Annotated in this window: 24 protein-coding genes and 2 pseudogenes; 13 read left to right on the plus strand and 13 right to left on the minus strand. The window is 65.1% G+C overall.

Annotated features, from left to right (window positions below):
* Positions 1 to 834: 834 nt before the first annotated feature.
* Complete coding sequence (locus GGD65_RS06445) at positions 835 to 1,686, minus strand: LysR family transcriptional regulator (protein WP_183234686.1); 852 nt, start codon at positions 1,684 to 1,686, stop codon at positions 835 to 837.
* A 102-nt stretch (positions 1,687 to 1,788) separates the two neighbouring features.
* On the opposite strand from GGD65_RS06445, the gene GGD65_RS06450 reads away from it, so the two are divergent.
* Positions 1,789 to 2,781, plus strand: coding sequence for a zinc-dependent alcohol dehydrogenase family protein (locus GGD65_RS06450; RefSeq protein WP_183234687.1), 993 nt, complete (start codon positions 1,789 to 1,791; stop codon positions 2,779 to 2,781).
* 110 nt (positions 2,782 to 2,891) lie between these two features.
* Here the strand turns inward: GGD65_RS06450 and GGD65_RS06455 are convergent, their stop codons facing one another.
* Positions 2,892 to 3,086: a hypothetical protein gene (locus GGD65_RS06455; RefSeq protein WP_018322145.1), complete on the minus strand. Its 195-nt coding sequence runs from the start codon at positions 3,084 to 3,086 to the stop codon at positions 2,892 to 2,894.
* Positions 3,087 to 3,503: 417 nt separating this feature from the next.
* Positions 3,504 to 4,577, minus strand: a complete 1,074-nt coding sequence (locus GGD65_RS06460) for a hypothetical protein (RefSeq protein ID WP_018322144.1) — start codon at positions 4,575 to 4,577, stop codon at positions 3,504 to 3,506.
* A 245-nt stretch (positions 4,578 to 4,822) separates the two neighbouring features.
* Here GGD65_RS06460 and GGD65_RS06465 point away from each other — a divergent pair, with 245 nt between their 5' ends.
* Positions 4,823 to 5,857, plus strand: a complete 1,035-nt coding sequence (locus GGD65_RS06465; protein WP_018322143.1) for a patatin-like phospholipase family protein — start codon at positions 4,823 to 4,825, stop codon at positions 5,855 to 5,857.
* Here the strand turns inward: GGD65_RS06465 and GGD65_RS06470 are convergent, their stop codons facing one another.
* Together GGD65_RS06470 and GGD65_RS06475 are read right to left on the minus strand one after the other, a co-directional pair.
* Positions 5,858 to 6,286, minus strand: coding sequence for a CBS domain-containing protein (locus GGD65_RS06470; protein ID WP_179734336.1), 429 nt, complete (start codon positions 6,284 to 6,286; stop codon positions 5,858 to 5,860).
* A gap of 190 nt (positions 6,287 to 6,476) precedes the next feature.
* Positions 6,477 to 7,298 carry a rhomboid family intramembrane serine protease gene (locus GGD65_RS06475; protein ID WP_179734334.1) on the minus strand — a complete coding sequence of 274 codons (822 nt, stop codon included), beginning with the start codon at positions 7,296 to 7,298 and terminating at the stop codon, positions 6,477 to 6,479.
* Positions 7,299 to 7,753: 455 nt separating this feature from the next.
* Between GGD65_RS06475 and GGD65_RS06480 the strand changes: the two genes are divergently transcribed.
* Both GGD65_RS06480 and GGD65_RS06485 read left to right on the plus strand, forming a co-directional pair.
* Positions 7,754 to 8,308 (plus strand): PAS domain-containing protein, encoded by a 555-nt coding sequence (locus GGD65_RS06480; protein ID WP_092259275.1) that lies wholly within the window; start codon positions 7,754 to 7,756, stop codon positions 8,306 to 8,308.
* A 127-nt stretch (positions 8,309 to 8,435) separates the two neighbouring features.
* Positions 8,436 to 9,569: a DJ-1/PfpI family protein gene (locus tag GGD65_RS06485; RefSeq protein WP_183234688.1), complete on the plus strand. Its 1,134-nt coding sequence runs from the start codon at positions 8,436 to 8,438 to the stop codon at positions 9,567 to 9,569.
* A gap of 53 nt (positions 9,570 to 9,622) precedes the next feature.
* Here GGD65_RS06485 and GGD65_RS06490 read toward each other — a convergent pair whose 3' ends face one another.
* Positions 9,623 to 10,009: a hypothetical protein gene (locus GGD65_RS06490; RefSeq protein ID WP_177237232.1), complete on the minus strand. Its 387-nt coding sequence runs from the start codon at positions 10,007 to 10,009 to the stop codon at positions 9,623 to 9,625.
* A 146-nt stretch (positions 10,010 to 10,155) separates the two neighbouring features.
* On the opposite strand from GGD65_RS06490, the gene GGD65_RS06495 reads away from it, so the two are divergent.
* A complete protein-coding gene (locus tag GGD65_RS06495) occupies positions 10,156 to 10,662 on the plus strand; it encodes a GNAT family N-acetyltransferase (RefSeq protein WP_183234689.1) in 507 nt (168 codons plus the stop codon).
* Between the two features lie 126 nt (positions 10,663 to 10,788).
* Entirely contained in the window at positions 10,789 to 11,100 is a 312-nt protein-coding gene (locus tag GGD65_RS06500; RefSeq protein ID WP_183234690.1) for a hypothetical protein, read from the plus strand.
* Between the two features lie 78 nt (positions 11,101 to 11,178).
* Here the strand turns inward: GGD65_RS06500 and GGD65_RS06505 are convergent, their stop codons facing one another.
* Positions 11,179 to 13,128, minus strand: coding sequence for a DEAD/DEAH box helicase (locus tag GGD65_RS06505; protein WP_183234691.1), 1,950 nt, complete (start codon positions 13,126 to 13,128; stop codon positions 11,179 to 11,181).
* 282 nt (positions 13,129 to 13,410) lie between these two features.
* Between GGD65_RS06505 and GGD65_RS06510 the strand changes: the two genes are divergently transcribed.
* On the plus strand, positions 13,411 to 13,764 hold the full coding sequence (locus GGD65_RS06510) for a cupin domain-containing protein (RefSeq protein WP_179734326.1): 354 nt from the start codon (positions 13,411 to 13,413) through the stop codon (positions 13,762 to 13,764).
* 17 nt (positions 13,765 to 13,781) lie between these two features.
* Here the strand turns inward: GGD65_RS06510 and GGD65_RS06515 are convergent, their stop codons facing one another.
* The 3 genes and pseudogenes from GGD65_RS06515 to GGD65_RS06525 form a co-directional block, all read right to left on the minus strand.
* The gene (locus tag GGD65_RS06515) at positions 13,782 to 14,294 is read right to left on the minus strand and encodes a hypothetical protein (RefSeq protein WP_183234692.1); all 513 of its coding nucleotides are present in this window, start codon (positions 14,292 to 14,294) and stop codon (positions 13,782 to 13,784) included.
* Positions 14,295 to 14,405: 111 nt separating this feature from the next.
* Positions 14,406 to 14,699: pseudogene (locus tag GGD65_RS06520) on the minus strand (IS5/IS1182 family transposase); the annotation flags it as partial.
* 7 nt (positions 14,700 to 14,706) lie between these two features.
* Positions 14,707 to 15,390 (minus strand): TetR/AcrR family transcriptional regulator, encoded by a 684-nt coding sequence (locus tag GGD65_RS06525; RefSeq protein ID WP_183234693.1) that lies wholly within the window; start codon positions 15,388 to 15,390, stop codon positions 14,707 to 14,709.
* A gap of 211 nt (positions 15,391 to 15,601) precedes the next feature.
* On the opposite strand from GGD65_RS06525, the gene GGD65_RS06530 reads away from it, so the two are divergent.
* The 4 genes and pseudogenes from GGD65_RS06530 to GGD65_RS06545 all read left to right on the plus strand — a co-directional run bounded on the left by GGD65_RS06530 (position 15,602) and on the right by GGD65_RS06545 (position 18,596).
* Positions 15,602 to 16,495 (plus strand): NAD(P)/FAD-dependent oxidoreductase, encoded by an 894-nt coding sequence (locus GGD65_RS06530; protein ID WP_183234962.1) that lies wholly within the window; start codon positions 15,602 to 15,604, stop codon positions 16,493 to 16,495.
* 21 nt (positions 16,496 to 16,516) lie between these two features.
* A complete protein-coding gene (locus GGD65_RS06535; protein ID WP_026202687.1) occupies positions 16,517 to 16,990 on the plus strand; it encodes an isoprenylcysteine carboxylmethyltransferase family protein in 474 nt (157 codons plus the stop codon).
* Positions 16,991 to 17,292: 302 nt separating this feature from the next.
* Positions 17,293 to 17,592: a nuclear transport factor 2 family protein gene (locus GGD65_RS40090; protein WP_312017686.1), complete on the plus strand. Its 300-nt coding sequence runs from the start codon at positions 17,293 to 17,295 to the stop codon at positions 17,590 to 17,592.
* Between the two features lie 129 nt (positions 17,593 to 17,721).
* Positions 17,722 to 18,596 (plus strand): annotated as a pseudogene (locus tag GGD65_RS06545) (class I SAM-dependent methyltransferase).
* Positions 18,597 to 18,756: 160 nt separating this feature from the next.
* Here GGD65_RS06545 and GGD65_RS06550 read toward each other — a convergent pair.
* The 3 genes from GGD65_RS06550 to GGD65_RS06560 form a co-directional block, all read right to left on the minus strand.
* Complete coding sequence (locus tag GGD65_RS06550) at positions 18,757 to 19,179, minus strand: VOC family protein (RefSeq protein WP_183234694.1); 423 nt, start codon at positions 19,177 to 19,179, stop codon at positions 18,757 to 18,759.
* Positions 19,180 to 19,289: 110 nt separating this feature from the next.
* Positions 19,290 to 19,772, minus strand: coding sequence for a DUF5680 domain-containing protein (locus GGD65_RS06555; protein ID WP_183234695.1), 483 nt, complete (start codon positions 19,770 to 19,772; stop codon positions 19,290 to 19,292).
* A 3-nt stretch (positions 19,773 to 19,775) separates the two neighbouring features.
* Complete coding sequence (locus tag GGD65_RS06560) at positions 19,776 to 20,927, minus strand: zinc-binding dehydrogenase (protein ID WP_183234696.1); 1,152 nt, start codon at positions 20,925 to 20,927, stop codon at positions 19,776 to 19,778.
* Between the two features lie 505 nt (positions 20,928 to 21,432).
* On the opposite strand from GGD65_RS06560, the gene GGD65_RS06565 reads away from it, so the two are divergent.
* A complete protein-coding gene (locus GGD65_RS06565; protein WP_183234963.1) occupies positions 21,433 to 22,623 on the plus strand; it encodes an MFS transporter in 1,191 nt (396 codons plus the stop codon).
* Between the two features lie 134 nt (positions 22,624 to 22,757).
* Positions 22,758 to 23,369, plus strand: a complete 612-nt coding sequence (locus tag GGD65_RS06570) for a PilZ domain-containing protein (RefSeq protein WP_026202686.1) — start codon at positions 22,758 to 22,760, stop codon at positions 23,367 to 23,369.
* Positions 23,370 to 23,521: the final 152 nt, after the last annotated feature.

Consider the following 23,521-nt stretch of genomic DNA (forward strand, 5'->3'; position numbering starts at 1 on the left):
ACGGCCGAGCTGATGCAGCCGGGCCGTCGCCCTTCGAGGCTTGCTCTGCGTCGCTGTCGCGCCGCAGCGCGCGCACCTCAGGGTGACGGTGATGGATAGAGCTTGCGGCAGCATTCCGTATTCGCTCTCGACGTGGAGACACACCTTCACATCCTCGCGGCGCATCTCGCCCGAGCTTTGCTTGATCTCTTCACCCTCATAATTGAAAGAGGGCGCAGGGAAGGCCGGGCGCCCGCTGGCACCCGCGGTCCACTGTGCGAAACCTGCGTGACAAGAAGTTGCACAGCGGCATACAGGTGTAGCCAGGACATCCGGCCTTCCCTGCGCAGTGGGCTTACGGCTTATGTCGTGCTCTCCCCGGGGAGCGTTGCACTATTGCCCCCGTCGCCTTGCGGCTGGCTGACGGATGCGTCCGGTTGGACGACACCCATCACCGCAACACTTGACGCACAGACCCCGGGCGTCAGGACCACACGATTTTGCCGTACGCCGATCACACCGGTCGTGTGCGCGAGGTCTTCGCTCACGGTTACCCGCCCTGCGAAGCTGTTCGCGCCGATGTCACCTGCGTCCACCGCCGCCCGGCCCGCGTTCGTGACGATCGCGATACGCCCCTCTTCCTTGGGCCGGGTTGAGGCGACACATACGTGATTTCCGAATTTCGGTAAAGTGGAATATTTTTGTCGCCCTGCGTTGACCCAGGGCTCGCGTGTTTTGCCCGCCGTGCAGCGCAAGATCTTGTAGCCCGGATGGAGCGCAGCGTAATCCGGGGAGTCTTGCTACGAGGCACGAGCGCCCCGGATTACGCTCTCGCTCCATCCGGGCTACGAAGCCTCACCCCGCCAGCCTCTCGATCACGATATCGAGCAGCGCGCGCAGACGGGCGAGGCGCCTGAGATCGCGGTGATAACCGACATAGGTGTCGCGGCCGGGCGGCGCCGTTCCGACGTCGAGCGCGACCAGACGGCGGTCGCGGTCGCCGAGCGGACGCGGCAGCACGGCAAAGCCGTCACCGCTGGCGCAAAGCTCGGCCTGCACCTGCCTGTTGTTGCTGCGCGAGGCGATTGCTGCATTCGGCAGCGTGCGCTTCAGCCAGACGGCGTCCGGCATGTCGGCGAACTCGGCATTCATCGTCACGACGCGGACAGCGCTGCCGTCGCCGGCGCGCGGCGGCTTGCTGCCCTTCTTGCCGTAGAGCGCGTAGGGAATGTGCAGCAGCTTTCTGGAGATCACCTCGGGCTCGCTGAACGGCTTGATGCGGAAGACGAGATCGGCTTCACGCCGCGGCAGGCTGTAGAGCCGCGCATCGGTCAGGAGCTCCACCGTCACCTTGGGGTGACGCTTGCCGAACGCGGCGATCACCGGCGACAGCATCACCGTCCCGAACCAGTCCGACGACGACAGGCGCAACAGGCCGTCGAGCTGCGTCTCCGCGCCGGATACATGACGCTCCAGTGCGAGCGCCTCGTCCTCGATCCGCTCGGCATGGCGGAGCACGGCGGCGCCCTCGTCGGTCAGCACCAGGCCATCCGCCGTGCGTTGGAACAGGGTCTGGCCCAACGATGTCTCGAGCGCGCGAAGCCGCCGGCCCATCGTCGGCTGGGTCTGGCCGATTTTTCGTGCGGCAGCGCCGAGCGTGCCTTCGCGCGCAATTGCCAGGAAGATGCGCAAATCGCTCCAGTCCATCAGGATTCCCGCCATACAAAAATGTATGACGAGCGTACAGCCTTGTTCCTTCTCATGCAAAATTTCATGGGCATATTGAGCCGATCACGGAGCAAGACGATCATGACGAGACAATCGACGATGCGCGCCGGCGTCCTGGAGACCCACAACGCTCCCTTGCGCGTCTCAACCATCTCCACGCCCGAGATCGGCCCGCACGACGTGCTGGTGCGGGTGCGGGCGAGCGGGGTCAATCCGCTCGACACCAAGATCCAGGCGGGCGCCGCGGCGCATGCGCGCCATCCGCTGCCGGCGATTCCAGGGATCGATCTCGCCGGCGTGGTCGAACTGGCCGGGCGCGAGGTGACGCGGTTCAAGCCGGGCGACGAGGTCTACGGCATGACCGGTGGAGTCGGCGGCGTACAGGGATCACTGGCCGAATTCGCCGCGGTCGATGCCGATCTCCTCGCGCCGAAGCCTGTCAATCTCAGCATGCGGGAAGCTGCCGCCCTGCCGCTGATCGTCATCACGGCCTGGGAAGGCCTGATCGACCGGGCGGCGTTGAAGGCGGGCCAGAAGGTATTGATTCATGGCGGTGCGGGCGGCGTCGGTCATGTCGCGATCCAGATCGCGCGCGCCGTCGGAGCGGATGTGTTCGCAACCGGCTCGCCGTCGCAGCGCGCCACCATCGAAGGTTTCGGCGCCGTCTTCATCGACCGCGGCAGCTCGGTCGAAACCTACGTGACGCAGCATACCGGCGGCCGCGGCTTCGACATCGTCTACGACACCGTAGGCGGCAAGGTGCTCGACGCTTCCTTCGAAGCAGTGCGCCGCTTCGGCCATGTGGTGAGCGCGCTCGGCTGGGGCACGCATGCGCTTGCGCCGCTGTCATTCCGGGCGGCCACCTATTCAGGTGTGTTCACGCTGCTGCCGTTGCTGTCGGGCGAAGGCCGCGCGCATCATGGAGAGATCATGGCGCAAGCCACGCGCCTCGCCGAGACCGGCAAGCTCGTGCCGCTGCTCGACGCCAGGCGTTTTACGCTGGAGAGCGTCGACGAGGCCTATGCGCTGATCAGGGATCACGCCGCCAAGGGCAAGTTGGTCGTCGATGTCTGAGGTGGAGCTTGTGGCCCGGATGAGGGCAGCGCAATCCGGGATTCTCGCTAAGAGCACGAAGGCCCCGGATTACGCTGCGCTCCATCCGGGCTACGGAGCTGTGCGCGCCGCTAGTCCTCGCTGGACGCGGCGGAGCGGTTGCGCAAGTAGGCCTGCGACAACAGGAAGAACAACGCGCGCTCGCCATGATATTTGGCGGACGGCCGGGTGCGCTCGAAACCATCGGCAAAGATCTTGCCGGACTGGTCGCACACCTGCCATCGCCAGCCAAACCGCTTGCGCCTGGTGAGGATCACTTCGAACATGCCGACGAGCTTGGTCCCCTGCTCCTTGCCGGTCTCGCAAAGGCATCCAAGCCCCTGCTCCGGCCTCCCCCATTAAACGGATGCCCGACATATAACCCAGCCGAGTGGAAAGAGAATAAAATTGATGATCGGAAATTCGTCTCTTGCACCGCTGGGATGAAGACGGCGGGGGTGCGGGAATAAGCTTTCGCCAGCGGTGTTCGCCTTGGCCCCAGGAGGCAATCCGGCGGCGCTTGCAGTATTCAAAGCAGAACACAGGGGTTGATGGGGATGAGCATTTGCTCACCAGTCCCCACGACGGATGCGACGGTAACAGGAGATGCACGCTGGTGCGCTCGATGAGAATTTCCGTGCGAACGTCAGGTCGGTGTCAGGTTGCAGGCGGCACCGCCGCCAGGACCTTAGCGCGCGATGGTCTTAGCGCGCGACGACTTCGACCTCGCCGTCGACGCCGTTGACGACGTTGAATCCGCGCTCGTAGACCTTGCCCTCGTTCTTGGCGATGGCGCGGTATTCGCCTTCGGAGAGCACGACGCGCGGGAAGGCGCCGATCGATTCCTTGATGACGTCGCCGCCCGGGGTCAGCACCGACCAGGCGGTGTTGGCGAGCGCCTCGCCGCCCCTGTCGCTGACCAGCTTGAGGGTGATCACGGCAGCACGGTGGGTGATGGTGACGTCGGTGAGCTTGCTGGCCTGGACGCGGATGTCGGAGCGCACCACCGAATTGGCATCGCCATAGTTGGAGATGATGTAGTAGGTGCCCTCCGGCAGCAGCACGACGTCGCCGGCGGCGACGTTCGGCACCAGCGATGCGCGCTCGCCGGATTCGAACTGGCTGCCCTTGTAGATCGCGAACGAGATCTGGTTCTGGGGAATGCGGCTGGTGCCGACCCGGCCTTCGATCCGCAGGCCCCCGGCCGGCAGCACGAAGGACTCGCGGTCGGTCTCGGCCTTCAGGCTGACGGTGCGCACCGCGCTGACGAGGCCGAAGGCGACGTGCACGACGTAATTGCCCGGCGGCAGCACGATGTTGGGCGTGGCGCTGCGGTCCTCGCGGATCAGCTTGAAGGTGCCGTTCTCGTCGGGACGGTCGGCAAACACGCGCCACACCAGGCCGCTGGTGATCGCCGGAGAATCCTTGCCGTATTTCGCGGTCAGCGACAGCACGCCCTGTCCGGGCACGGCCGCATTGAGCGGGGCGGCCGGCGGCACGGTCGTGACCGCGGGCGGCGGCATGCTCGGGGTTGCCGGCTGCATCAGGGTCGGCGGCAGGCTCGGCGGGCCGGCGCCCGGCCCGGAGGGCGGCGCCAGGCTGACGGCGCCGCCGGGCTCGGGCACCGAAGCCGGTGGGACCGGCGGCGGACGATCGGAGAAAAGCTGCGCCTGCGCAGCGTTTTGGCCTGAGGTAACGAGGCACGCGCCAAGGATCAGCGCCGGCAGCAGCCTGCCGCTGCGCCGCCATCCGATGATGCCGTCACCCCCGCGTGTCATGCCCCCTGCTTTTCACCGAAAACGCGGCAAATTCAAGCCTCTGATACCCCTGGAAATACGGGCCCGTGCAGATCGGTGGAACCTGGTTGACGCCTGCGTGATTACACCAGAGGCAACCGTCCCTCGCCATACTCCTGCCCCGTGCCCTTTCCAAAGCGGCATAAACCATGCTTCGCGCCTGATATGGCGAAGCGCAAAGGCGGTGCCTAGTCTGACGGTGCAGGCCCCGGCGTAGGAGAGTTTCGGTGCTAGACATCTTGAAGGGGCGTGGCGCGAACGGCTCGAACGGTGAGAAGATTGGCCTTGGCCCCACCCGCCGGCCGGTCATCGGCCTCGCCCTCGGTGGCGGCGCGGCGCGCGGCTTTGCCCATATCGGAATCCTCAGGACCCTGATTGCCAACGGCATCGTGCCCGACGTCGTGGTCGGCACCTCCATCGGCGCCGTGGTCGGTGGCCTGCATGCGGCCGGCCGGCTCGAGACGTTCGAAGAGTGGGGGCGCAGCCTGCAAGGGATGCGCAACATCCTCGGCTATCTCGACATCCGCCTCAACGGCTCCGGCCTGCTCGGCGGCGAGAAGCTGGCGACCCGCCTCGTGAATGCGGTCGGACAGACCCTGATCGAGGACCTGCCCATCAAGTTCGCAAGCGTCGCGACCGAGGTCCGCACCGGCCACGAGATCTGGCTGACGCGCGGCCGCGTCGTCGATGCGATGCGTGCGTCCTACGCCCTGCCCGGCATCTTCTCGCCCGTCCTGATCGGCGACCGCTGGCTGGTCGACGGCGCGCTGGTGAACCCGGTGCCGGTCTCGGCCGCCCGCGCGCTCGGCGCCGAAATCGTCATCGCCGCAAATCTTTCCAGCGACATCTTCACCCATTCCACGACGATCTATTCGCACGGCGCACTGCCCGCCCCGGTCGCTCCGGAGGCGGAGGAGCCGACGGCCAAGCGGCGCTTCCCGCGCCTGTTCTCGCCCGAGAGGACGATGAAGCGCGAGTTCTTTGGAGGTAATGGCCGGCCCGGCATCTCCTCGGTGATGGTGGATGCCTTCAACATCATGCAGGATCGCATCACCCGCGCCCGCCTTGCCGGCGATCCGCCGGATCTGTTGATCACGCCGCGGGTCGGCCAGTTCGGCTGGTTCGACTTCCACCGCTCCGAGGACCTGATCGCTCATGGCACCCGCGCCGCGGAGCGCGCGCTGGAGTCGATCCAGGAGGCAATCCATGTGCTGGCGCCGGCGCCGGAAGGCACCGCGCCGAAAGCCGGCGAGCAGACCTGATTAGGCCGTCTTGATGTAGTCGCGCAGGGCTTCCTGCTCGGACTCGTATTCCTGGACCCGGCGCTTGACGATGTCGCCGATCGAGATCAGGCCGACCACCTTGCCGTTGTCGGTCACCGGCAGATGGCGGAACTTGCCCGACGTCATCATCTCCATGAGCTCGGCGACCGTGTCGGTCTCCTTGCAGGTCACGACCTTGCGGGTCATGACCTGAGCGACCGGCTCCTCCAGCGCGCCGGCGCCGCGCTCGCCGATCACGCGCACGATGTCGCGCTCCGACAGGATGCCCTCGAGCCGGCTCTGGTTCATCACCAGCACCGCGCCGATCTTCTTCTCACCGAGCAACTTGACCGCAGCAGCCAGCTTCGCGTCGGGCTCGACGCTCACGATCTGGTGGCCCTTGGTGTTGAGAATGGAACGTACCGTCATTGTTGCCTCCCTGAATCGGACCCGTTCCGCCTTTGGCGGCCCGGACTTGTTCTTCGAGTCTTCAACTAACAGTTTCAGCGCCGGTTGCAGGCTCAGGCGCTTTGCGAAGCATCGCCGCTAGCGGCTTGCAGCTTCGGAACATTCTTCCGGCAAATGATGGATGAATTCGGGCCGCACCGCAAGCGCCGCTTCAAATACGGTCTGAAACGTCCTGTGATGACGCATCCGCAGCATCGTTTCGCACGCGCGGCACGGGATCGAACAGCGCAAACAGCAGCAGGCCGGCGAAGAAGCCGCCGATATGCGCCTGCCAGGCCACGCTCGTGGTTTCGGAATCGATGCCGATCGCACCGACGCCGAAGATGATGTTGACGCCGAACCACACGGCGAGGAAGCCGACCACCCGTCCGTCGCGCAGCGCGCGCGACAGCGGCAGCGCCGGAACCTTTGCTGCGGTATCGGCGTCCGACCGGTTGAACGACAGGAAGCTGCCGCGGACGAACGCGAAGCGGATCGCGGCTGCCATCGCGCCCGACACCGAGGCCGAGGCGCCGATCATCGGCGCCACCGCATGCTCATGGGTGACGAGATGGGCGAGCGCGCCGGCCGCCGCCGTCACCGCCAGAAACAGGAAGAACCTGACCGCGCCGAAGCGCCGCGCCAGCGCGCTGCCGAACGGCAACAGCCAGAGCACGTTGAAGCCGAGGTGGGTCAGATTGGCGTGCAGCAGCGAATAGGTGACGAAGGTCCAGACCTTGGCGCCGGCGCCGCCCGGGATCTGCAAGTTCAGCAGCGAGGAATCGTAGCGCTTGGGGATGAAGCCGAAGACGTCGATGGTCCAGTTCTCGAGCTCCGGCGGCAGCAGCACCCGCAGATGGATCACCGCCAGCAGGACGATATAGGCGGTCAGCGCCAAAGGCAGCGTCAGGACCGGCTCGCGCGGAGCCTCCTCATGGGCGGCCGGCAGGCCGGGCTGAGAATCCTGCGGCGGAGAATCGTGCGGGGAATCCAAGGCAGCTTCGCTTTCAGGCGCGATCGGAACGATCCGTTTGGAGATAGTCGCCTTTGCCGGCCTTGCGCAAGTGCACAAAAGGAAAAGGCAGGGCCCTGGGAAGCCCTGCGTGTCCGTGTCGGCCTTCCGGTGCCGGAGGAATGAAGGTGTATCCCCACCCCTCCCCGCGGCCCGTGACCAAACTGTTTGACGCCCTGTGTACAGGCCCCGCCGAGAACCTGGATGAAAGCGGCGAGGCTTGCGACTGCGATCACCATAGCAGCGCCGCGCGAGGGGCAAAGGCCATAGTTAATTTAACGTTAACAACGCAAAGACCGCCTTAACGAGGGCGAAAACGCCCTCCCGGCATGGACGCTGCAAATCCCCTCCTGCACAACATCACAAGGGATCGCGGGTGCACTGAAGCGGGACAGCTTTGTCCCTTCGAGGTTGCACCCCGGGATAAGCGTTCAGACATGAAACATCCGTCGAGCCGCGCGTTCTTCGCGTATTGGGACAAGAAGCGCGGCGCCGCACGGGCTCCCGACAGGGCCGACATCGATCCGGCCGCGGTCCGCGGCCTGCTCGGCGACATTTTTGTCCTCTCCTGCGAGCCCAATCTCGGCTTTCCCTTCCGCGTCGCCGGCACACGCGTCTGTGCTCTCGCGGGATGCGATCTCAAGGACCAGAGCTTTGCAGCGCTGTTCACGGCCGCGAGCCGCAGCGAGATCGAGGAGATCACCACCATCGTCGCCGACGAGGCGTTAGGTGCGATCGCCGGCGTCACGGCCGCGCGCGAGGATGGCAGCAAGGCCTATCTCGAGCTGTTGTTGCTGCCCTTCAACGCCCGCCCGCACACGCCCGTGAGCGTAACCGGCGTGCTCGCGCCGTTCGACGACGAATGCGGCGCGCTCTCAGCCTTCACCCTCACCTCCTGGCGCTATCTGCACCAGCCGGAGAAGCTGCTGCCGCGCGCGATCCGCAAACTGCAGATCGCACGCGGGCTGATGGTGTATGAAGGGCTGAGATAGTCTCCGCCGCCCGACAAATCACGCGCATGCGGATGGCCGTTTTTGCCGGATCTGCGTCATTCCTGATGTCGTCGCCAAGGGTTAGCTTCCGTCTCGCGTGAAGCAACGAGGTTCGGGTGACATCATCATGACATGGCGCGTTCTGGCGTTGAGCGGCCTCGGCTGCGTGGCGCTGCTGGCGGCGATCGGCGGAAGCTGGCTGTTCCTGCTGCCAGGCGCGCCGGCTCAGGGAGCCGCCCCTGCGATATCCAAGGACGAGACCGAAGCGACGCTTGCGGCGCTGAAGCCGCCGAAGCGCAAACGCCCGCTGATTGCCATCGTCGGCATCAACGACATGAGCGAGACGACCGACTATCTGATGCCGTACGGCATCCTCGCGCGCGCCGATGTCGCCGACGTCCTCACATTGGCGACGCAGCCCGGACCCGTCACGCTCGATCCCGCGCTGAAAGTGCAGCCGCATGCGACCATCGCCGAGTTCGACGCGGCGCATCCCGACGGCGCCGATTACGTGATCGTGCCCGCGATGAGCCGCGAAGACGATGCCGTGGCGTTGCAATGGATCAAAAGCCAGGCCGGCAAGGGCGCGATCATCATCGGCGTCTGCGTCGGCGCCAAGGTCGTTGCCAACACGGGACTCCTCGACGGCCGGCAGGCCACCACGCACTGGTATTCGGTGCGCGATCTGCAGAAGCATTCCGCGATCCGCTACGTCGCGGACCGCAGGCTGGTGGTCGATCGCGGCGTTGCGACGACGACCGGCATCACCGCGTCCATGCCGATGGCCCTGACCCTGGTCGAGGCCATCGCCGGCCGCGCCAGGGCCGAGGCGGTCGCCCGCGACATCGGTCTTGCGGAGTGGAATGCGCGCCATCGCAGCGCGGCGTTCCAGTTCACACGCCCGTTCGCGCTGACGGCGATCGCCAACACGCTCGCATTCTGGAACCGCGAGCAACTCGGACTCGCGCTGACGCCAGACATCGACGAGGTGTCGCTTGCGCTTGTCGCGGATGCGTGGTCGCGCACCTATCGCTCGCGCGCCCTCACCTTCGCGGCCACGGCAGAGCCGCAGACGAGCCGTGGCGGTCTTCGCATCCTGCCGGACAACGTCGCGGCCGGCTGGCCGGCAGAGCAGATGCCGCCTGATACCGTCGACTTGCCGCCGGCGCGAGCGCTGGACCGGACGCTGCATGCCATCGATGCGCGCTACGGGTCACGCACGGCCGACTTCGTCGCGATGCAGCTCGAATATCCGAGATGACCGCACGTCAGTGCGCCGGCTGTCGCTAGCAACAGCCGACGCACGATGCGCGGTTACGGCATCGCCAGATGCCAGGCGCCGTTCAAGAAGCCGTCGCCGGTGACGTCGCCGGGCTTCTGGTCCTTGGCGAAGGTGTAGAGCGGCTTGCCCTTGTAGGCCCACTGTTTCGAGCCGTCGTCGCGCGTGATGATGGTGTAGCCGTCGCCCGCTGCATCGCTGGCCTCGGCCTTCAGCACCGGCCAGTTCGTCGCGCATGGACCGTTGCAGGCGGACTTGCCGTCCGCGTCCTTGTCGAAGGTGTAGAGCGTCATGCCCTTGCCATCGGTGAGCACGTTGCCCTTGTCGGTCTTGCCGGTCTTGGTCGGGGGTGCGGCGAAGGCGGCGGGAACGATCGCGAGCGAGAGTGCCAGCGAGAGCGCGAGGCGGATCGAGGACGTCATGATATCTCCTGTCATGCAATTGGCTTGCATGGGTAGGACGCCGCACGCGGCGTCGTATTCCTGAGATGGCGGCAAAGATTTTTTTCACTGCGCGCGCCGACGCGGCGGAATAAACTGGATCAACCGAGACGGAACGACGGAAAGACATGAGCAAGCCGCATTGGCGTCCCGCGCACGCATCCGACCTGCCCGCGATCAGCGCGATCGCGGCGCGGATTCATCCTGCTCTTCCTGAGAGCCCCGAGGTGCTCGCGGAGAAGATGCGGCTCTATCCCGACGGATGCCGCGTGCTGATCACGGGCGACGAGACCGCCGGCTACGGACTTTCGCATCCCTGGAAGCAGCACCGGATCCCGCCGCTCGACGGCTTGCTCGCACGACTGCCTGACGATGCGGATTGCCTCTACATCCATGACGTCGCGGTGCTGCCCGATTTTCGCGGCGGCGTCGTGCGCCCCTACGTCGCCGAGATCGAGCAGCTGGCGCGCGCGGCAGGCATCGCCACGCTCGCGCTGGTCTCGGTCTATGCCACGCGGCCGCTGTGGCAACGTCTCGGCTTTCGGCCCGTCACGGCGGACGCGGCACTGCGCGCAAAGCTGGCATCCTATGGCGAAGGCGCGACGTATATGCTGCGCGACCTTACCGCGGCGTAATGTCCCTCACCGGCCAGCCGGCTCACGCGGGCGTGAAGCCGCGCCCTCGAACCGGGTCAGGTGGCGCTCCGTCGAAGGGATGTGCGAGCCGTTCCGGTCTCGCCGAACCGAGGCTGGAGAAGATCCATGAAACTCACTTTGTCGAAGATTGCTTTGATGACATGTGTTGCAGCGAGCGCGTTCGCCGCGGCCAGCGCCAACGCGGCGCCACACCGAATCGATGGTTGCCAGTTCGGCTTCTTCGAAAGCTGTGGCATCGTTGCGGAGTCGACGACCCCGGGCCGCGCACGCCGCCCCGTCGCGCGCCTCGCCAACGATACCTCGCCGACCTACATGAAGCAGACTGATCCGCGCTACAGCTCGTCGATGCGCGATGCCGGCGGCGGCGGAGGTGGTGGTGGCGGCGGAGGCGGTGGTGGTGGTGGCGGCGGCCGCTGAACTCACACCTGACTTTTCAGATGATGCCGCCGGTGCAACCCGGCGGCATCATTGTCGTCTGCGCTGAACGGCGCCGGTTCAGCCGCGATGCTTTTTCTTCTTCGGCTTCTTTCCAGGCGCGCCCTTCGCGGGCCACGCCGTGACCGACGGCTCTGCGTGACCCGGCTTGTTCTTGTGCTTCTTCTTGCCGAAAGACGGAGCATCGCCGAATTTCGGCCCGCGCTCGCCTTGAGGCTTGCCGCGTGGCTTGAATTCACTCTTGTCGCGCGGACGATCGTCGCGACGTTCACGATGATCGCTGTCGCGGCTCTCGCGCGTGTGTGACCGCTCCTCCGCAGGCGCCTGCTGCTGCGAGCCCTCCCCCAGCCGTTCGATGCGGATGCTGTCCTCCTTGTCCGGACGCTTGACCTTGGCCGCGAAGGATTCCGCGACCCGCTCGGAGATCTCGAACTCGGTCGTGGTGTCCATGATCTTGATGGCGCCGATGTCGCGCTTGTCGATGCCGCCGCGGCGGCAGATCATCGGCAGCAGCCAGCGCGCCTCCGCATTCTTGCGTCGTCCGATCGCGGCGCGGAACCAGACGCTCGTCTCCGACATGCCGTGCTTCGACGATACTTTTCCCGATTTCGATCGAGGTCTTCCGGCGCGATCGTCGCCGCCGTCGCCCCTATCCTGGAATCTATCGCGACCGCGATCGTCGCGCGGCCGGCCACTGCGCTCGCCGGGATCGAGGATGTCTTCGGGCGACGGCAGCCGCGCGCGATAGAGCCGCGCCAGGGCGGCTGCGATATCCTCGGCCGACCGCTCGGCCAGCAGCGCCTGGGCCAGCACCAGATCGTCCGCGGTCGTCTCCTCGGTGAACAACACGTCCTTCATGCGCTCGTGGTCGAGCTTGCGGATTTCGTCCGCCTGCGGCGCCGTGCCCCAGTCGGCGTCGACACCTGCGAGATTGAGCAGCAGCTCCGCGCGACGCCGGCGGGCGGGCGGCACCAGCAGGACGCTTGTCCCCTTGCGTCCGGCGCGCCCGGTTCGGCCCGAGCGGTGCTGCATCACCTCGGCGTCGTTGGGCAGGTCGGCGTGAATGACGAGGTCGAGGCTCGGCAGGTCAATGCCGCGGGCGGCAACGTCGGTGGCGACGCAGACGCGGGCCCGTCCGTCGCGCAGCGACTGCAGCGCCAGGGTCCGCTCGTTCTGCGTCAATTCTCCCGACAGGGCGACGACGGAGAAGCCGCGCTCCAGGAGCGCCGCCTGCAAATGCCTGACGTGATCGCGCGTGCTGCAAAACACCAGCGCGCTCGGCGCCTCGTAGAAGCGCAGCACGTTGACGACCGCATGCTCGGCATCGGCGGGCGCGATCCGGATGGCGCGGTACTCGATATCGGCATGACCGCCTTCGTCGCCGGCGACTTCGATCCGGAACGCCTGCTGCTGATATTGCTTGGCGAGCGCGACGATGCCGCGCGGAAAGGTCGCCGAGAACAGCAGGGTGCGGCGCGTCTCCGGCGTGGTCTCGAGGATGAACTCCATGTCCTCGCGAAAGCCGAGATTGAGCATCTCGTCGGCCTCGTCGAGGACGACCGCTTTCAATTCCGAGATGTCGAGACGGCCGCGGCGCAAATGATCGCACAACCGGCCGGGCGTGCCGACGACGATGTGAGCGCCCGCGGCGAGCTCGCGCTGCTCGCGGCGCGGATCCATGCCGCCGACGCAGGAGACGACGCGCGTCTCCGCATGCTGGTAGATCCAGGCGAGTTCGCGCTGAACCTGCATCGCGAGCTCGCGGGTCGGCGCCACGATCAAGGCGAGCGGAGCCGCCGCCCGCTCGAACCGCTCGGCATCGCCAAGCAGATCCTTGGCCATGGCGAGGCCATAAGCGAGGGTCTTGCCGGAGCCAGTCTGGGCCGAAACCAGCAGGTCGCGGCCGGCGGCTTCGTCCGCGAGCACGGCGAGCTGAACGGGGGTTGGCGAATCGTAGTTCCGCTCGGCCAAAGCGCGGGCGAGCGGCGGGGTCAGGGCCGGAAAAGACACGGGATGGAGAACCTTGGTTAATTCAGGCGCGCAAACGGTGAGCCGAGGGGCCTGAGCTGCATGCGCGGCAAACGGCCCGGCCGCACGCTGATTTGATCTGGGCGCTCTTTACGCCAAGTGCCCGAAAATCACCATGCCTATGATGCATGGCTTCGCGCAGAGAACCGCGCTTAGAGGTTGCGGAGGATTTTTACCGCCACCTCGATCGGTCAATGGATACGGTCTTGCCGCACCGGCCATCCGATACCAAATCGTTTCTCACACGAGAACAATGGGGGAAACATGCCTGACAGCATATCGCTCGCCGACAAGCTCGCGACCTTTGAGGACCTCTGGTCCCCGCGCACGATCACGACGTTCAACGATTGCGACGTGATGGTGGTGAAGGTGAAGGGCGAGTTCACCTGGCACAAGCATGACGACACCGACGACTTCTTTCTGGTCCTGAAGGGCAATCTGGACATCGAATTGCGGGATCGCACGGTGACGCTCGGTCCGGGCGAGCTCTATGTCGTGCCCAAAGGCGTCGAACATCGTCCGGTGGCGCGCGAGGAGGTCCACCTGATGCTGATCGAGCCGACCGGCACCCCGAACACCGGCGACAAGGCGACCGCCGCGGCGCGCAAGCTTGCGTAGAGGGCAGCGCGCGCGGCCTAATCCCTGGAGGCCGCCAGCCGGCTGAAGCGGCCGGCCAGCCTGGCTCTTGCGCGTGCAGCATTGTCCTTGATTGCGCGGGCCAGCGCTCGGATGGCCCGCCAGGCCTCGGTCGCCTGCAGCCACGCCTTTGCCGCGGCGTATTTTCCGTAAGCCCAGGCAAACGCTGGAATTCGCATCAGCTTGTCGCGCGTGAGATGAAACAGGCGCTCGACCAACACCAGCTTGAGCAACTCGCCGACAATGAAGGTCACAACGCTGCTGACAAACTGACCGGTCGCGGCGAGATAGGCCGCCACGGGCTTGACCGGCTCCAGAATGATGACGGGCACCGAGAACAATGCGAGCGACGGATAAGGCGGTAGCCCCCTGATCCAGGCGCGCAATCGCCTGAATTCGAAATGCCGTCCGATCCAGCGCGCTATTGGCCGCGCCACGGCCATGAAGACCGCATCCAACACGAAGTAAATGGCAGCCAGCACGTAAGTGACGGGTTTCAGGATTCGCTTCACGATCGCTCTCCTGGCAACTGAAAGCCGCAACCTGGACCTAAGTTTCACCTCGGCGCGAATAACTCGGCGATTTCCGGTGGAACTTTTCAGGCGACGGACACCGTGACTGGACTAGGACGTGGACTCATTAACGCGAAGCCATAGCCTGATCGAGGCGAGCTGAACGAAAGCAAGATACGGGCTGAAGCAGATCGGATCGCTGCGATTGCTCTTTGGCGGGATGTTGGCCCACGCGCCCTTCTTCATCGCAAGTTCTCTGATCCAGTCGGCGAGTAACATTGCCCCGGATTTCAGACGAGACAGCAGTTTTCCGGCTAGTCGAACGTCGTGCGCCTCACCGGGGCTCAGCGCCAGCCGTACCGGCAGACCATTGCTACCGACCACCGCATGAATTTTGCTAGTCACGCACGATTCAAATTTTGTTTTTTGACCTTAAGGCAGGCAAATCTCCGCCCACTTGGTCGTTGTCACGATGCGCGGCGATGAACATGGCGACGGCCGACCGGCAATAAGATTCGATTTCGTTGTGGTCCTCTGCTTTCGCCTGATCGAAGCGTGCAATCATCAGGAGATCGGATCCTTTGAAAAGCGCGGCGAACAAGCGGGCGGACCGGAGAGGATCGGGCACGTTCAGAACCGCCTTCGCGTGCAACTGACGCAACAGGGCCTCGATTTCGGCGATGACATGGGCGGGGCCGGATTCGAAATGGAGCTTGCTTAACGCGTTTTGACTCGTCTTGTCGGCGATGACCATGGCTTCGAGGCTGCGGACGTCTGATCTCAACAGCGTGCGAAGCAGTGATGATCCCACCGCCACGAGCTGGTCTTCGACCGAACCGTCGACGCCTTCAAGAAGGGTCTGTGGTGCAAACAACTGATGGCAGCCGGCCGCCATGGCCGCGCCGAACAGCGCCTCCTTGTTCTCGAAGTGCCTGTAGATGCTGAGCTTGGATATCTTCGCTCGCTGGGCGACCTTGTCCAATGTCGTCGCTTGAAAACCCAACTCCACAAAGAGCTCGCGCGCGGCGTCGATGATGGTTTGGCCAAGCGCCTCGTTGGCGGGCCGGCCGCGCCGGCCCTGGCTGTTTTCGGTCACGGCAATTCCAGTACTTGACAGTATCCTAATTCTTGAATTACGATACCATGAAGTATCTGAAATGTGCAAGCCAGGGGGTAAGGTGACTCCTTCGATGCAACGACGAGCCCTGCTGAAGTTGGCTGCGCTTTCCGCCATCGGCCTCGCCCGCGCTCAGGCCACCGCCAAGCCCAACTCGTCTCCCTCCATCCACAACACGGAGCCCATCACCATGGATGACGTCATCATCATCGGCGGCAGCTTTGCCGGTCTCGCCGGCGCCTTGCAGCTCGGCCGCGCCCGCCGCAAGGTCACCGTTCTCGATACCGGTCTGCCACGCAACCGCTTCGCCGGCCACTCGCATGGACTGCTCGGCCACGATCACAAGCCGCCGCTGGACATCCTGGCGGAGGCGCAGCGGCAGTTGGCGCGTTATCCCGCGATCAAGCTTGTCAGTGCCCGGGCCGACAGCGTCTCCGGCGCCATCGACAATTTCTCTGTCCTTACTGGCGATGGTGAAAGCCTTGCGGCGCGTCGTCTGATCCTGAGCTATGGCGTCGCCGACCAGATGCCTGATGTTCCGGGCTACGCCGAAAGCTGGGGCACGTCCATCGTGCCATGCCCCTATTGCGATGGCTTTGAAGTCGCCGGCCAGCATTGGGGCCTCGTCTGGTCCAGCCCGCAGTCGCACAATCAGGTCAGGCTGTTCCACGATTGGACTGACAAGTTGACGCTCTTCGCCGATGGTCACGACATTCCGCCCGATATCCAGGCCGATCTGGCGCGCCGCAACATACCTCTCGTCGATGGCCGGATCGTCGAGATCGCCCATCACCAGGGCCATATCGCCACCGTCAATCTCGATACCGGCCGCAATGTCGCGGTCGACATCCTGTTCGCCAATCCGCGCAACAAGCCGTCCGCAAGCCTGCATGAAGCACTCGGCCTTGCCACCGTGGCTACGCCCGCCGGCATCGTCCTCAAGGTCGACGAACGCCGTCAAACCAGCACGCCTGGCATCTACGCCGCCGGCGACCTCACCACGCCCTTCTTGCCCTCGGTCACCCAGGCATCATCGCAGGGCGCGATGGCGGGTATCTTCGCCCAGCAGTCGATGGTGGTTTGAGAGCGCAGATTGGAGATGAGCATGGCGGTCGAACCGGACAGCGCGGGTGTGCGCTTCCCTCCGCCCTTCGTCTATCTGGGAGCGCTGCTGTTGGGGCTGGCGGCGGAGCGGTTCGTCACCCAGCGCTCATTCGGCATCGACGGGCGGTTGCTGGTCGCGACCGGCGTGCTGCTGTTCGTTGCCGGCGCGGCGATGATGCTTGCGGCGGCGGGGCTGTTCCGGCGGTTGGGCACCAACGTTCCGCCGTCGCAGCCAACGACCCTGATCGCAACGACCGGCCCTTATCGGTGGACCCGCAATCCCATGTATCTCGGAATGGCGCTTATCTATGCCGGTCTTGCGATCGGCTTCGACGGGCCGATCGCCTTCGCCTTGCTCCCGTTGGTGCTGATCGCGATCCAGACGCAGGTGATCGCCCGCGAGGAGCGCTATCTCGAAGCGAAGTTCGGCGACGACTACCGCCACTACAAGGCCGAGGTTCGCCGCTGGCTCTGACTATTCCGCCGCTGCCGCCTGCGGGGCCGCCCGTCGGCCAGCTTTCCCAACGGATCGCCGTCGTTACCCGGAGCAGCTTTCAGTATCTGGAAAGTATCCATCCGTCTTGCAGAGCCGTCGGCTATCCAACAACAGGTGGCATCAATGGTCTACAGTCTAATTGTCAAAAAAGAGATCCGCAGGAGCTTCGATCATGTCAACAACCAGCGTTGGGATGATGCTGCAAAGGGCCTAACACCAAACGCGTATCACTGGGTTGCCGGAAATCATGCGTTGGGGGTGAGCGACATGGAAAGCAATCGGTGAAGCAGTGGTTCGAGCGCATGGGCCGTGTTTTCCCGAAGCTTCATATAGATATTGAGCAGGTCGAGGTGACGGGTTGGCCATGGAATACCACAGTGTTCGTCAAGTGGCGGGCCAACGCGAGGCTACTTGACGGCCAAAGCTCGTATGTGAACAGGGGCGTCCACGTCTTCAAGTTGCGATGGGGCAAGGTTTATTCGATTGAGGAATATTTCGACTCGCAGGCTGCAGAACGAAGCCTCGCTATCCAAGCTCGTGCTGGTTTGGATGAAGCTGCGGCTGGCCCAATCGTGAGCTAACGCGGATCACTCGTGTGATGCCGCCATCAGCGCACGGCGCCTTATCACTAGTGGAGGCGGGCTCGCTGGAGACGATGGACTTTGGCATCGGATAGCTTCGTTAAGAACGAACCAGAACAAGGATATGTCATGGCACAGCACAATGCCGATCAGATCACCAACTGGAAGAGCCAAAGCGGGGAGCGCTGGGTCGTCCACCAGGCCCGGCTCGACGCTAGGCTGGAGGTGTTCGGCCAGGCCGCGATCGAAGCCGCCGCGCCCGCGACGGGCGAGCGCGTGCTGGACGTCGGCTGCGGCGCGGGCGCGTCGAGTCTGGCTCTGGCCGCCCGCGTCGGCGCGGGGGCCAAGTGCTGGGCGTGGACATATCCGAACCGCTGATCGCCCGAGCGCGCGCGCTCGCGCCACAGGATACGCCAACCCTGTTCCGCGTCGCCGACGCCAGTAGCGCCGAGCTGCCCGAGGGGGCGTTCGACATCCTGTTCTCGCGTTTCGGGGTGATGTTCTTCGACGATCCAACAGGCGCGTTCGCCCATATGCGCCGCGCGCTCAAGCCGGGCGGGCGGGTCGCTTTCGTCTGCTGGCGTGGCGCGGCCGAGAACGATTGGATGCACCTGCCGATGGGCGCGATTAAGGGCATCGTCCCGGCGACCGCGCCACCCGATCCCGAAACGTCCGGCCCGTTCTCGTTCGGCGACCGGGGGCGGGTGGCGCGCATCCTGACGGGGGCCGGCTTCAACGATATCGCTATCGCGCCCTTCGATGCTTCCGTCCCGTTTGGCGAGGGCGCGACGCGGGACGCGGCGATCGACGACGCGGTGAAGATGACGTTCGAGGTCGGCCCGCTGTCGCGCGCGCTTGTTGATCAGCCCGACGACATCCGCGCCCGCGCATCGGCCGCGGTTCGTGCCGCCTTCGCGGACTGCCCCGGCGAGCGGTCGGTGATGATCGACGGCGCGACGTGGATCGTCACGGCGCGCAATCCCGCGCAAGCTGATAGCGATTAGCAGGGGGAGACGCCCCTCGCTGGCCTTGATGGCCGCTGCGCTGGCCGGGAAGGATACCGTGGCGCAAAAAGCCGAACCGCCGCGGCCGGTTGTGGTTGCGACCGCGCATTTTGACGCCGAGACCCCGGAGCGGAGCACAGCTGCTTAATGAGTACACAGCCTAGATCTCGGCATAGATCTCCAAGAGATTGCCGTCGGGATCGCGGAAGAACAACGTACGATGCCCGAACGACTGGTTGGTCGGCGGCGACACCAGCGCAATGCCCTGCCGAACGAGTGCGTTGGCGCATGCATCGACCTCGGCCGCGGAGACCTTGAACGCCAGTTGCAGCGAGGCACTGCCCGGCGGCGTCGGCGCATCGGCGGCGGTTCGGCTCGGCCGCGCCAGCGCCAGCGTGTTGCCGCCCAAGCCGTACTCGATCCAGTTCGGCGACAGCTCGCGCAGCAGAGGAAAGGCAAGGACATCCTCATAGAAGCGGCGCATCGCCGCCATGTCGCGCACGAAGATAACGGTGTAGTCGATCGCGCGGATGGCGTTGAAGGGAGAGCGCCGGGTTGGTTCGGGTGTCTGTTGGTTTGTCATCGTGGCCCTTATTCCAAATTGCGGCTCGTAGCCCGCATGAAGCAAAGCGGAATGCGGGGCCGGTGTCCCGGGATTGGGCTTCGCTCCATCCGGGCTACAGGCTCGCAGGGCTATCGCAGCAGCCCGCCACCATAGCGCAGCTCGTAGAGCTGCATGCCATCTTGCCGCGCAATCGTCTCGACGCCGTGGAAACGATCGAGCGCGCCTTCGACCTCGTTGCGGTAGAGCATCCCCGCTTGTTCGAATCGGCGCGGTCCGCGGTATGGCTGCTCGACGCTCACAGCCAGCAGCGCGTGACGCAGGAATTTGTAGATCGCGAGGAAAGTCTCCCGATCCCTGATCTCCGCACCGGCGCCACCACCGTAGCTCATCGACCAGATGACGCGGTCGTCCTTCGACACCGTCTCCTGCCCGACGAAAAATCCCATGCCGAAATAGATATCGCGATAGGCATAAGGCGGCGCGCGATGCTCGAGCTGCCTGGAGCCTGCGAGCAGCGGCGCGGCCACCGTCGCGTCGTCGTCGAGGCCGGCATAGGTGCGCCGCTTGGCCTCGACCAGGAAGGCCGCGAGATCGTGCGGGACCGATGGCATCGTTTAGTCCACCAGTTCCGGCCACGGCACGATGGTCGACTTCACCGTCTTCATCGCCATCGCGTCCTTCACCGCCTGCGCGAGGCCTTCCTCCGTGAATGGATAGATCGTCTGCATCTTCAGCCAGGGATATTTGCCCGCCGTGCGATAGAGCATGTCGACGCCGAGCGGCAGATCGTTGCCGGTGAAGCCCCAGGAGCCCAGCACGTTGAGATCCTTGGTGCAGATGCGGTGCCAGGAGGTCTCGATCGAGCCGGCATCGGTGAACTGGCCCATCTCGACATAGGTGCCGCCGTCACGCAGCATCTCGATGCCTTCGGGGCCGGCGGTGGGGTGCCCCGAGCAGTCCATCACCAGATCGGCGCCGAAGCCGCCGACGATCTCGCGCACACGCGCGATGCGCTCCTGCGGCGATCTGATCTCCTCGATGTTCACGGTCGCCTCCGCGCCGAACTCGCGGGCCAGCTTGAGCCGCGGCTCCTCCGGCGCGCCGACGCAGATGACGCGCCCCGCCCCCATCTCCTTTGCGGCCGCGACCGCGAGAATGCCGATCGGCCCCGATCCCTGGATCACCACGGTGTCGCCCCAGGAAAAACCACCGGCGCGGCTGGCGCGGTTGAAGGCGCGGATGCAGGAGGTCAGCGGCTCGGACAGCGCGCCGAGACGCAACGACATGTCGTCGGGCAGTTTGTAGATCTTGGTGCCCGGCAGCATCTCGAGATCGACATAGACATATTCGGCCCAGCCGCCCCACATGTGCGGCGCCTTGTCGAAGCCGAGATAGCGGCCGTAATAGACCGGCGTCAGGCATTTGTTGGCGGTTTGCGGATAATGGATGCAGTAATAGCAATGGCCGCAGGGCATCAGCGGCGGGATCATCACTTTCGAGCCGACCTTGAGCGGCTTGCTCATGAAGTCCTCGGTAAACTCCTCGCCGCACTCGACGATGATTCCGCCAAGCTCGTGGCCGAGCGTGAACGGCCAGGGCAGCGGCTTCGGCCAATGTCCCTTGAGGATATGCAGATCGGTGCCGCAGACCCCGCAGGCGCCCACCTTGATCAGCGCAGCCTTGCGGCCGACCTTCGGCCACGGCACGGTGCGGATGACTGGCTCTGAGCCCGGCCCTGCATGGGTGCAGACGCGAATGGATTGCATGGCTGTTTCCTCGATGCCCGTCTGTTATGATTGATGGGTGCGGGCTGAGGCAAAGCTATGTGAGATGTACGCGCGTGCCAAGATGCAGGAATTCGTAGCCCGCATGAGCGAAGCGACATGCGGAATCAGCGGCCCCGGATATCGCTGCGCTCATACGGGCTACGGCAGCTGCCACACACTCTACCGTCATCCCCGCGCAACCGCGAAGCGGTTGTCGCTGGAGGTGCGAAACGTGCGGCGCGTAGCGTCGCACGGGGAGCCTCGAAGGATGGGCTACGGGTTGCGGTCCATCCTTCGAGGCTCATCTTGCGATGCGGACGCATCGCAAGGTGAGCACCTCAGGATGACGATGGAGTTCGTGGTGGCAGTGCATGGCAGATGCCCACACATCCAATTGTCTTGAGCCCTCACCCTCGACCGTGTAAGGCCGCAAGCGTCCTTCCCAGGTGCCCCCTTGAACCCCCTTCCCCAAAATCCCGTGGCTGCGTCCGGCTCGTTCGCGGCGATGAAGTCGGTGCCGTACCGGCTCCAGTTCGGCTCTTACGTGCTGGCGATGATGGCTGACAATATCGAGCATGTGATCAGCTATTGGGTGGTGTTCCAGAAATTCCATTCGCCGGCGCTGGCGGGTTTTGCGGTGCTGTCGCACTGGCTGCCGTTCCTGCTGTTCTCGGTCGCGGTCGGCGGGCTTGCCGACCGGTTCGATCCGCGCCGCATCATCCAGTGCGGCATGCTGCTGTTCATCGTGGCATCGAGCGGATGGGGCTTCTTCTTCATCACCGATACGATCCAGATGTGGCACGCGATGCTGCTGCTGGTGATCCATGGCTGCGCCGGCGTGCTCTGGCAGACGCCGAACCAGCTCTTGCTCTACGACCTCGTCGGCCCCGCCGACCTGCCGAGCGCGGTGCGGCTGAACGCGATGGCGCGCTATCTCGGCATCCTGGTCGGGCCTGCCGTGGGCGGAATCATCATGCTGACGCTGGGCACCTCGCACGGCATCATCTTCAACACGCTGTTCTATCTGCCGATGCTGCTCTGGCTGTTCTGGGCGCCGGTGCGCGACAGCAGCGTGGCGGTGCGGCGCTTTGCCGTGCGCGGCCTTGCCGACATCGTGTTGACCATCCGCGCCATCGGCACCCAGCCGACCCTGACGGCGATGACCTGGCTCGCCGGCCTCACCTCCTTCATGATCGGCAACGCCTATCACGCCCAGATGCCGGGCTTTGCCGGCGATCTCGGCCATGGCGATCCCGGCGTCTCCTACAGCGTGCTGCTCGCGGCGGATGCGGCCGGCGCGGTGCTCGCCGCTATCGCGCTGGAGTCCTGGGGACGATTGAAAGGCACGCCGCGCACCGCGATCCTGCTGGCGATGCTCTGGAGCGCGGCGCTGCTCGGTTTCGCCACGGTGCGGATCTATCCGGTTGCGATCGTGCTGCTGTTCTGCGCCGGCTTCTTCGAGCTGTCGTTCAACACCATGGCGCAGGCCCTGGTGCAGGTGAATGCCCCGCACGACATTCGCGGCCGCGTCGTCGGTCTTTATAATATGGCGGGGCTCGGGATGCGGGCGTTCAGCGGCATCACGGTCGGGCTGTTTGGCGCGGCGATCGGCATTCACTGGTCGCTCGGGCTGTCCGCCGCGGTGCTGCTGGCGCTGCTGCTCCTGCTGCAGCGGCGGGCGACGAGGCCGGCTTGAGCACCCTCCCGGTGTGGCTTTTCGAACGCATCGTGTCTGTCCGTTTCCGCCGCACCCAATCCTAACGCGGCATTAACCCTATGCACCTTAGGGTCGTCCCGGACTCCGCCCGGGCGGGGGGTCGGGTGTTGAAAATGGCGTTGGCGAACAAAAAATTTCTTCCTGCCGCCGAAGAGCGTCGGCGTTTCCAGCGGGTGAAGGTGCACCTGCTCGGCCGCTACATGCTGCCGGACCGCCGCGAATTCCCCTGCCAGGTGATCAACATGTCGCCGGGCGGCCTCGCGCTGCTCGCCCCCGGCATCGGCAATGTCGGCGACCGCGTCGTCGCCTATCTCGACCATATCGGCCGTGTCGAGGGCAAGATCACCCGCATCATCGACAACGGCTTCGCCATGACGATCGGGGCGACGCCCCGAAAGCGCGACAAGCTCGCCGCGCAGCTGACCTGGCTCGCCAACCGCGACATCCTCAATCTGCCGGAGGACCGCCGCCACGACCGTATCGTGCCGCGCAACCCGATCGCGGTGCTGACGCTCGAGGACGGCACCAAGATGACCTGCCGCATCATCGACCTCTCGCTGTCCGGTGCGGCCATTGCCGCGGAGAACCGGCCGCCGCTGAAATCGACGGTCATGCTCGGCCGGGTCCAGGGCCGCGTGGTCCGAAACCTCGAAGACGGGTTCGCGCTGGAGTTCGTCCACGCGCAGCCGATCGAGACACTCGAAGAGAGCGTTACCGCGCGGTAAAGCGCAAGGACGCCAAAACCCCTGTATTTCCAGCCCCGAAGGCGGCCTCCGCAATGCGGACGCCGCCTTTTTCGCGCGTGATCATGGGCCTCGCGCCGGTTAACGCGCGGCCCGTTTGCACGTTGAAATGGCGGTTCCGCCAGCGTTTCCGC

It is taken from the genome of Bradyrhizobium sp. CIR18 (assembly GCF_014198295.1).
Taxonomy (GTDB): domain Bacteria; phylum Pseudomonadota; class Alphaproteobacteria; order Rhizobiales; family Xanthobacteraceae; genus Bradyrhizobium.

Excerpts from the sequence above, each read along its gene's own strand:
- GGD65_RS06445 (WP_183234686.1), bottom strand. The coding sequence starts at position 1,686 with ATGGACTGGAGCGATTTGCGCATCTTCCTGGCAATTGCGCGCGAAGGC.
- GGD65_RS06450 (WP_183234687.1), top strand. The coding sequence starts at position 1,789 with ATGACGAGACAATCGACGATGCGCGCCGGCGTCCTGGAGACCCACAAC.
- GGD65_RS06455 (WP_018322145.1), bottom strand. The coding sequence starts at position 3,086 with ATGTTCGAAGTGATCCTCACCAGGCGCAAGCGGTTTGGCTGGCGATGG.
- GGD65_RS06460 (WP_018322144.1), bottom strand. The coding sequence starts at position 4,577 with ATGACACGCGGGGGTGACGGCATCATCGGATGGCGGCGCAGCGGCAGG.
- GGD65_RS06470 (WP_179734336.1), bottom strand. The coding sequence starts at position 6,286 with ATGACGGTACGTTCCATTCTCAACACCAAGGGCCACCAGATCGTGAGC.
- GGD65_RS06480 (WP_092259275.1), top strand. The coding sequence starts at position 7,754 with ATGAAACATCCGTCGAGCCGCGCGTTCTTCGCGTATTGGGACAAGAAG.
- GGD65_RS06485 (WP_183234688.1), top strand. The coding sequence starts at position 8,436 with ATGACATGGCGCGTTCTGGCGTTGAGCGGCCTCGGCTGCGTGGCGCTG.
- GGD65_RS06490 (WP_177237232.1), bottom strand. The coding sequence starts at position 10,009 with ATGACGTCCTCGATCCGCCTCGCGCTCTCGCTGGCACTCTCGCTCGCG.
- GGD65_RS06495 (WP_183234689.1), top strand. The coding sequence starts at position 10,156 with ATGAGCAAGCCGCATTGGCGTCCCGCGCACGCATCCGACCTGCCCGCG.
- GGD65_RS06500 (WP_183234690.1), top strand. The coding sequence starts at position 10,789 with ATGAAACTCACTTTGTCGAAGATTGCTTTGATGACATGTGTTGCAGCG.
- GGD65_RS06510 (WP_179734326.1), top strand. The coding sequence starts at position 13,411 with ATGCCTGACAGCATATCGCTCGCCGACAAGCTCGCGACCTTTGAGGAC.
- GGD65_RS06530 (WP_183234962.1), top strand. The coding sequence starts at position 15,602 with ATGGATGACGTCATCATCATCGGCGGCAGCTTTGCCGGTCTCGCCGGC.
- GGD65_RS06535 (WP_026202687.1), top strand. The coding sequence starts at position 16,517 with ATGGCGGTCGAACCGGACAGCGCGGGTGTGCGCTTCCCTCCGCCCTTC.
- GGD65_RS06550 (WP_183234694.1), bottom strand. The coding sequence starts at position 19,179 with ATGACAAACCAACAGACACCCGAACCAACCCGGCGCTCTCCCTTCAAC.
- GGD65_RS06555 (WP_183234695.1), bottom strand. The coding sequence starts at position 19,772 with ATGCCATCGGTCCCGCACGATCTCGCGGCCTTCCTGGTCGAGGCCAAG.
- GGD65_RS06560 (WP_183234696.1), bottom strand. The coding sequence starts at position 20,927 with ATGCAATCCATTCGCGTCTGCACCCATGCAGGGCCGGGCTCAGAGCCA.
- GGD65_RS06565 (WP_183234963.1), top strand. The coding sequence starts at position 21,433 with ATGAAGTCGGTGCCGTACCGGCTCCAGTTCGGCTCTTACGTGCTGGCG.
- GGD65_RS06570 (WP_026202686.1), top strand. The coding sequence starts at position 22,758 with ATGGCGTTGGCGAACAAAAAATTTCTTCCTGCCGCCGAAGAGCGTCGG.